8 protein-coding genes are annotated in these 8,700 nt (G+C 39.7%); 5 read left to right on the top strand and 3 right to left on the bottom strand.

What is annotated here, in order from left to right:
* Together ACKI5G_RS07710 and ACKI5G_RS07705 are read right to left on the bottom strand one after the other, a co-directional pair.
* A partial coding sequence (locus tag ACKI5G_RS07710) for a hypothetical protein (protein WP_407399192.1) occupies positions 1 to 185 on the bottom strand: 185 nt, incomplete at its 3' end.
* Positions 186 to 636: 451 nt separating this feature from the next.
* The gene (locus tag ACKI5G_RS07705) at positions 637 to 1,977 is read right to left on the bottom strand and encodes a diguanylate cyclase domain-containing protein (RefSeq protein ID WP_407399190.1); all 1,341 of its coding nucleotides are present in this window, start codon (positions 1,975 to 1,977) and stop codon (positions 637 to 639) included.
* Between the two features lie 172 nt (positions 1,978 to 2,149).
* On the opposite strand from ACKI5G_RS07705, the gene ACKI5G_RS07700 reads away from it, so the two are divergent.
* From ACKI5G_RS07700 to ACKI5G_RS07690, 3 genes are all read left to right on the top strand, one after another.
* A complete protein-coding gene (locus tag ACKI5G_RS07700) occupies positions 2,150 to 3,580 on the top strand; it encodes a tetratricopeptide repeat protein (protein ID WP_407399188.1) in 1,431 nt (476 codons plus the stop codon).
* A gap of 107 nt (positions 3,581 to 3,687) precedes the next feature.
* Positions 3,688 to 3,945, top strand: coding sequence for a hypothetical protein (locus tag ACKI5G_RS07695; RefSeq protein WP_407399186.1), 258 nt, complete (start codon positions 3,688 to 3,690; stop codon positions 3,943 to 3,945).
* A gap of 5 nt (positions 3,946 to 3,950) precedes the next feature.
* Complete coding sequence (locus tag ACKI5G_RS07690; RefSeq protein ID WP_407399184.1) at positions 3,951 to 4,142, top strand: YjfB family protein; 192 nt, start codon at positions 3,951 to 3,953, stop codon at positions 4,140 to 4,142.
* Positions 4,143 to 4,195: 53 nt separating this feature from the next.
* On the opposite strand, the gene tenpIN is transcribed toward ACKI5G_RS07690, so the two are convergent.
* The gene (gene tenpIN / locus ACKI5G_RS07685; RefSeq protein ID WP_407399182.1) at positions 4,196 to 4,627 is read right to left on the bottom strand and encodes a type III toxin-antitoxin system TenpIN family toxin; all 432 of its coding nucleotides are present in this window, start codon (positions 4,625 to 4,627) and stop codon (positions 4,196 to 4,198) included.
* Positions 4,628 to 4,957: 330 nt separating this feature from the next.
* On the opposite strand from tenpIN, the gene ACKI5G_RS07680 reads away from it, so the two are divergent.
* Both ACKI5G_RS07680 and ACKI5G_RS07675 read left to right on the top strand, forming a co-directional pair.
* The gene (locus ACKI5G_RS07680; protein ID WP_407399180.1) at positions 4,958 to 7,522 is read left to right on the top strand and encodes a type I restriction-modification system subunit M; all 2,565 of its coding nucleotides are present in this window, start codon (positions 4,958 to 4,960) and stop codon (positions 7,520 to 7,522) included.
* A partial coding sequence (locus tag ACKI5G_RS07675; protein ID WP_407399178.1) for a restriction endonuclease subunit S occupies positions 7,522 to 8,700 on the top strand: 1,179 nt, incomplete at its 3' end. The genes ACKI5G_RS07680 and ACKI5G_RS07675, both read left to right, overlap by 1 nt.

The raw sequence follows: 8,700 nt of genomic DNA, 5'->3' as shown, positions 1-8,700 counted from the left end.
ATTTTTATCCATGCATAGTAGGAACCGCCGGCCTTGCGGACGGTTTCAGTTTCAAGGTAGTGCATGGTATTGTCGTCGCCGTACACCAGCACCTCATGGGCCTGGGTGTTATTTGGAGCCAAAGCCTGGCTGCCGCAAAATAGGGCCAGGGCGGCCACAGCAATAGCACAAAAACGCTTAAACATAATATAATTCTCCCTTCAAGTTCGCTACATATCATTATACTATCAAGTTTGGATTTTGCAAAATTAAAAGGCCACCTTTTCAGATGGCCACCACACACATAACATCGGCTTAAATCAACTACTACTACATCTCTCTTAGTATAGAAAAGAGGTACCTGACGTCGTCGGACATCCCAATCGGGAGTGAAGCATTGATTAATATTTGGGTACTAACGTTACCACACAATCCACTGTCACTAACATCTACTACCAGACAAATCTACTACCAGATAACTAAGTGAGATTAATGAATATCGGCGCATCAACGTCAGCTGGAAACCCGTTTCTAATATGTCAAATCGCTGACGGTGCAAACATCAAGTACCTCTTTGTTTGTGTACATTATATAACAGAAGAAAAAACTATGCAACAATATTTTGAATTGTCTGACAATAATTTTAATCTATTTATTTCATTCCATTTCGGCATGATAGGCTTCCTTCATATTATACATACGCTGGTCGGCAATCTCCCTGAGCTGCTGCGGATCTGTACCGTCATCAGGGTAGAAGGCATAACCGATACTGACGCTGACCATCATGTTGTTGGAACCGCTGACAATGGAACGGTTAAAGGCCTTGGTCATTTTGGTGGTTATGGTTTCATAGGCGCTCTTTTTTATGTCCTGGTTCACCAAAATGGCAAATTCATCTCCACCTAAGCGGTAAACATTGAAATCGCAGGCCCCTTTCATTCGTAGGGCTACTTCCTTAAGAACATCATCACCGGCCCTGTGCCCATAGGTGTCATTGATGTGCTTGAACTTGTTTACATCTATATAGAAAATTCCGTGGAGTTTGTTGGTGCGAACCAGAGTAGCCATATCCTCCTCAAAGCAGCGGACATTGTAAAGGCCAGTCAGCTGATCTCTGAGGGAAATATTGGAAAACAGGGCTCTGTCCTCAGCCAAAAGCAGTACCATGTAGGTGAGCAGAGTGAGCAGCAACACCAAAAACAGACCAAATAAGGCATAGGGAAGTAAAAAGGAAGGGTGAACCCAGCCCTCATCGGGAGCGATGGCCAATCTCCAGGATACCCCGGCAGCATCGAAATCTGCTACTACAGGATCCTCCAGTATTCCCTTGGAGGAGGTGATAGGACGCATTTCTTCGTCGAAGGGGTTGGTTTTATAGAGTGTATAATCATAGCCAAAGGTTTTTAGGTTGTCGATGGAAATCTGGAATACATCCGGCACCTTAACAATGGCAATGGCGAAGCCCCAGAACTGTTTGATTCCGTTACTGTCACGGACATAAACAGGCTCCCTCAGCTCCATGCCGATTTCATTGTGTTGGATTTCAAAGGGGCCCTGAAGGGTCATGGTGCCAGTATTTTTACTGTAGGCAGCCAAAGAACCGTAATGCTTTTCTTCAAATAGGTTTATGAGATCACCCTCATACCCCTCTATAGGATAAATAGAAGTTACGGTTCCCATAGGAGCCAGCTGGAGACATGAAATATATTTTCGGTCCTTCATAATGTGTCTGGCCACATTATTGAAATCTTCCATGGTTCCTTCAGCATTTTCCTGTAAAATGAGATTCAGGGTTTCAGTGATACTACAGCATTCGTTAATTCCGTATTTTATTTCACTGACGCGGTTCTGGATATTTTGTTTGGCCAGAGTCTGTTCCTGGGTGGTTTGCTGTCTCCAAATGCCGTTTATGACAAGGACCAGTACCAGCATACTAAGCAGGAATACCGCCGATACGATGGTTATGCGGCTCGTTTTGCTAACATTATTTATGTTCATGCCTTATCCCCTCAATAAACAAATCTTTTTTTTATTATAACCCAAATGTTCATTTTTTTCTTTAATATCGGGAAGAAAAATTTCCAATTCATGTATTTCTAATAAAGTTCTAATTGTGGGGTAAACGGGCTGGTGGTAGAATGAAATAGCATTAATTTTAAGAGAGGAATTTGTGAAATTTGTTATGAGAAATCTTAATAAGTTAAGTAAGAATATTGGTAAAAAAATAGTTGGAAGCATAAATAAGGAAATGGGCAGAAAGGTTATAGCCCCTTTGATGGCAGCAGCTTTTTTCATGACGCCTGCCTTTGCTTTGGCAGCAGAGGATTTTAGCGGCCTTACAGATTCTCAGGTGTATGAGCTGGGAAATTCCTTTATGGACAAGCATGACTATGGACGTGCTCTGGAGGCTTATGACCATGTATTGAATGAAAACAGCGGTTGGGCAGTGGTATATGTCAGCCGTGCCAGAACAAAATTCGTACTTGGGGACAGGGAGGGAGCAGAGGCAGATCTGAATACTGCACTTAGCTACGATCCCAATTTACCTGATGCTTACTATGTAAAGGGCAGCTTCCTTTATATGGATAATGATTTTGCAGGGGCTGAGGAAAACTTCAATCACGCCTTGGAGCTGTATCCTGATTATGTGGATGCAATTACCATATTGGGAAAGCTGTATTTCGATACGGGACGGGAAAATGAAGCGGTTAAGGCCATGAGCCTGGCCGTGGAGAAGGCACCTTCTGCAGCGACTTATGTAAACCGTGCCATTATCTACTCTAAAATTCCGGATGCCTCTGCGGCCAATCTTGATTACAACAAGGCTTTGGAGCTGGACCCAAATTGCGTGACGGCCTATCTGAACCGTGGCATCCTGTTTGTGGAGCAGGGGAAATTCACCGCTGCCCGCAGCGATTTTGACAGTGCCATTAAGGCAGATCCTAAAAATGCCAGTGCCTATATAAATAGAGGCTATTTGTCCATGAAGTCAAAGATGTACGAGGATGCCATGGCAGATTTCAACAAGGCTGTTGAGCTACAGCCGGATAATGCCCTGGCTTACAATGCCAGAGGTTTGGCCAACCGCAAGGTGGGCAGCTCTGATGAGGCATTACGTGATTTTGATAAGTGTATTGAGCTGGCTCCGGATTATGAGGTGGGGTACCAGTCACGGGCCATGCTTCACAGGGATATGGGGGAATATGACAAGGCCCTGCCGGATTTTGAAAAAATTATTGAACTGGATCCAAATAATCCTTTGGCTCATTATGACAAGGGGTGTCTTTATTTGGAGATGCAGCAGCCGGACAAGGCTTTGGAGCTTTTTAACAAGGCCATTGAACTGGACGGTGGCAATACATATCAGTTTATTATGAACAAGGCTGTGGCGGAGGCATATCTGGGTGAAAATGAAGCCGCAGTAGCTGATTTTACAAAGGTTATTGGTATGACTGACAATTATGTAATGTCCTACCTTTACCGTGGGATTGTCTACAACACTATGGGGATGAAGGCTGAGGCCAAGGCGGATATTGACAAAGTGCTGATGCTTGATCCTGAAAATCAGCAGGCCAAGGAGCTAATGAAAAAGCTTAAATGATATTGCTTAAACAACATTATTGGTGTGAATTTTTTAACTGGAAATGACGATATAGTATGTGATATAATACCGATGTTATTTTTGGTATTGCGTGGAGGTTCACATTGATGGATCCAATTTATTTATCAATTATTATTCTTGTGGCATCGCTGGTGGTCTTTTTCCTGATTTTCAAAGCCTACAGAGATGAAGGCAAGACGCCAAGGTTTCACAGAAAGGCTGCTATTCTGTTTGGTGTTCTTACAGTGTTGAATGTTGCCGAAGCAATGGTGCGAGGTGGAGCTGACATCATGCTCATCATTTGCACTGTACTCACCTCAGTGGCTGCTGCAGTGAATTGGCGTATATACAAGAAAGGGGAGTGAATCCTATGGATATAATGAGCATTGCTTCTATGTCAGTAGAAATGCATCAACAGGAGGATGCTATGAATATTGGCACAGCTGTAATGAAAATGGCCATGGATACCCAGACTGAAATGATGGATGGAATGCTGGATGCAATGGGTGCTGAAGTAGCAGCTATGACCGGTATTGGTCAGAACATTGATATCATGGCATAAGACTACCGTAAGGTGAAAAATCCACTACCTACTATTTAGGTGGTGGACTTTTTTTATAAATATTTTTCAAAATATTTTAGTGTTGAGTAGTTGCACAAATCTTGATTGGCCTTAATATGTTGTTTTTGTTTTGCCTTTTTGTATTTGTTAATAAATGACGACATTTTTTTATTGATGACATATTCTTTGCCGATAAGTGCTTTAAACTCATTGGGCCGTATATAAGGTTTACGGGCTTTATCTATAAAGCTATCATTTTCTATTACAACAGCTTTTGAAAAATCTAGTCCACAATGATTTTCCTTATCTGTCCATAAAACATGATGGTGATTAATATTTGAGCGCATAGGCACTGCATATTGGACACCATTTATCAATGCAGCCACATAAACGTATGGCCTATCAGATTTTTGTGCAATTTCAGGAAAAATAACTTTGGGATAATTTGTATAAAAAGTTTGAGATAAAAATACAAACTTGATCATCAGAATCCTCCGAATAAAAAAGGAAAAGTCCCTTACGGGACTCTTCTCAGTGAGCTTTTTTTATTTGCTTGGTCGTGGCTCTACGACCAATCTTCTCGGTGAGCTTTCTTTATTGTCGTAGCCCTACGACTATTCTTCTTGGTTCAATTGTAGCGTATATTGGTCACTTATGTCAATAAAGAATGTAAGTTTTTAGAACTGTTGTTTATAATTTGTGCAAAGTTTTTTGAAATTATGGTGCAATTATATAATTTATTAGCGGAAAAGGTTATAATTAAAAATTGGGAATTAAAAATTATATGTTGAGTAATATAGAGGGAGAACTTTTTCATGAATAAACAACAGCTAGCAAATAAAATATGGGAATCTGCCAATCGGATGCGCTCCAAAATAGAGGCTAATGAATATAAAGATTATATTTTAGGGTTTATTTTCTATAAATATCTGTCTGACAAGGAAGAAAGATGGCTAAAAGCCGAGGGCTATACTGATGAAGATATAAAGGATGATGTAAATGAGGGTAACAAGGATGAGTTGACCTATATACAATCAAATATTGGATATTTTATCGCTTATGAGGATTTATTTTCAACTTGGATTGGAATGAGGGGCGATTTTACTGTTGATAATGTAAGCACAGCGTTATCATCATTTAGCCGGTTATTGTCATCAACTCATGCAAATGTGTTTAAGGACATATTTAAAACTTTGGAAACTGGACTTGGTAAGCTGGGAGATAGTATTCAGTCCCAGACCAAATCGGTTCGTGACCTTATACATCTCATCAATGAAATACCTATGGATGGGCGTCAGGATTATGATGTATTAGGCTTCATATATGAGTACTTAATAGAGAAATTTGCAGCAAACGCTGGTAAAAAGGCAGGCGAATTTTATACTCCACATGAGGTTTCCTTGCTAATGTCAGAGATTATAGCCAATCATCTTAGAAATGCTGATAAAGGAATAAAAATCTATGATCCTACCAGTGGTTCAGGTTCCTTGTTGATAAATATTGGCCATGCCATTGAAAAATATATAGATGGGCGGGATAAAATTCGGTATTATGCGCAGGAACTAAAGGCCAATACCTATAATTTGACCCGGATGAATTTAATAATGCGAGGAATTATTCCTAGCAATATAATTACCAGAAATGCTGATACTTTGGAAGACGATTGGCCAATGGATGCTGATGGTACAGGTCAGCCTCTATATGTAGATGCTGTCGTGAGCAATCCACCGTATTCTCAGCGTTGGGAGCCCAAGAATAAAGAGTTGGATCCTCGTTATGCCAGATTTGGACTTGCCCCAAAGACCAAGGCGGATTATGCATTTTTGCTTCATGATCTATATCATTTGAAGCCAGATGGTATTATGGCAATAGTATTGCCACATGGTGTATTGTTTAGAGGTGGCGAAGAGGGGAAAATCCGTCGTAACCTTATAGAACAAAACCATATAGATACTATTATCGGTTTACCGGCCAATATTTTTTATGGGACCGGTATTCCTACTATAATCATGATATTACGTCAGCAACGAAAAAATGATGATGTGTTGATAGTGGATGCTTCTAAAGGGTTCGCTAAGGATGGGAAGAATAACAAGTTGCGAGCTTCGGATATTCGACGAATTGTCGACAGTGTGGTCGGACGCCTTAACATTGATGGATTTTCTCGTCGTGTCAGCCGACAAGAAATCAGGGACAATGAATACAATTTAAATATTCCGAGATATGTGGATTCTTCGGAAGAAACGGAGCATTGGGATACATATGCTCTGATGTTTGGTGGTATTCCAGAGTATGAACTGATAAAGCTTCAAAGCTTTTGGGATGTATTTCCAAGTCTTAAAGAAGATTTGTTGGATAGTAATGGTCAATATGCCTCTTTAAAAAACATTAACATTAAAACTGCAATTAACCAAAATACAGATGTGTGCTTGTTTATGATTGAATATGAACATACATTGGCAGATTTTAAGACTCATATGAGAGAGTCTTTAATAAATAATGCTTTACAGCTTTCCATTGTTAAAACCCAAGAAGAAGCAAGTACAGCACTTTTGAACCGATTCGAAAGTATTCCTATATTGGACAAATATGAAGCATACGAGGTATTTTACGCAGGCTATGAAAAGTTGTCAGGGGATTTGGAAATAATTCAGGCAGAAGGATGGAATTCTATTCGACAAGTTGACCCTAATATGGTTGTAAAGAAGATACGGGGTAAAGAACAGGAAGTTCAGGACGGCTGGAAGGGACATATTTTACCTTTTGAGTTGGTTCAAGTAGAGATGCTGCCAAATGATGTGACTGTTATCAAGCAAATGAAGGATAGACAGTCAGATATTCCTACTTTAGAAAATGAAATTTTGGAAGGGTTAAGCGAGGATGATAAAGCTTTGCTTAGTGATGCTCTTAATGACGATAACGATGCCTTTGTAGCTAAGAATGTTCCTGCTATAGTTAAAACGTTAAAGGAAGACGGCGATCAGCCAGATCTTTTGGCAAAAATGCAAGAAGTAGATAAACTGATAAAGGAAGAGAAACAGCTTAAAGTAAAAATTAGTGAGGCAGAAGATCGTCTACATGATAAAACAAAACAGGTAATAGAAAATCTGTCTGACGATGAGATAAAAGACATGTTGCAGGTTAAATGGATAAATCCTATATATGATAATTTAATGTCATTGCCTAATAATATGTTGGATTATTTGCAAAAGTCTTTGGTAGAAATACATGAGAAATATGCTGATACCTACGAAGCTATTGATAGTGAAATAGCTGATACGGAAGCTCAAATATCTGCTATGCTAAGTGATATTGTGGGTTGCGATGAAGATATGGCAGGGATAGTGGAGCTAAAAAAGCTGTTGGGAGGTGAATCCTAATGTGTGCTAGGAAACCCAAATTAAGATTCAAAGGATTCACTGACGATTGGGAACAGCGTAAGCTGGGGGATATGGTTAGTTTCTCCAAAGGTACAGGTTATTCCAAGTCTGACTTACAAGATGAAGGAACACCAATAATCTTGTATGGGAGATTATATACGAAATATGAAACGGTCATATCTAATGTTGATACTTTTGCGGAAGAAAAACCTAACTCTGTGTTAAGCAAGGGTAGAGAAGTGATTGTGCCAGCATCTGGTGAAACGGCTGAAGATATTTCAGTGGCTTCGGTAGTTGAAAAAGAAGGAATATTGCTTGGGGGTGACTTGAATATTATCACGCCACCAGCAGACTTAGATTCGGCATTTCTTGCATTAAGCATATCTAATGGGAACCCCCATAATGATATGGCAAAGATGGCACAGGGAAAATCTGTAGTGCATTTGCATAACTCAGACTTGGCAAAAATCGATTTGCCATATCCTAGTTACAAGGAACAATGCAAAATTAGTAGTCACTTTGCACACATCGATAACCTTATCACCCTTCATCAGCGTAAGCTGGAAAAAATCAAAAATATCAAAAAATCCATGCTTGAAAAAATGTTTCCTCATAGTGGACAAAAAACGCCAGAATTTCGTTTCGCGGGATTTACTGACGATTGGGAACAGCGAAAGCTAGGAGAGATTGTAGAACGTATAACAAGAAAGAATACTGGCATGGAGTCAACACTGCCACTTACAATATCGGCACAGTATGGGCTTATTGACCAAAATGAGTTTTTTGATAAAAGAATCGCCAGCAAAGATGTTAGTGGGTATTATCTTGTTTATAACGGTGAATTTGCATATAACAAAAGTACATCTAGTGATGCACCTTGGGGAGCAATTAAGCGTCTGGACAGGTATGAAAAGGGTGTTTTATCAACGTTGTATATAGTGTTTACAATAAAAGACAATGAGAAGACGGATTCAGATTATTTGTCTACTTATTATGACAGTTCATTGTGGCATAAAGAAGTTCAAGCAATCGCTGCAGAAGGCGCTAGAAATCATGGTTTACTTAACATTTCTCCATCAGATTTTTTCGAAACAAAATTAAGTATTCCAAATAATATTGATGAACAAAGAAAGATTGGTGCCTATTTCTCTAATCTCTACAACCTTATCACCCTTCAT

It is taken from the genome of Anaerovibrio sp. (genome assembly GCF_045637405.1).
GTDB lineage: Bacteria > Bacillota > Negativicutes > Selenomonadales > Selenomonadaceae > Anaerovibrio.
The sequence above is the reverse complement of the archived record's forward strand: the minus strand, read 5'-3'. Positions and strand labels throughout refer to the sequence as shown.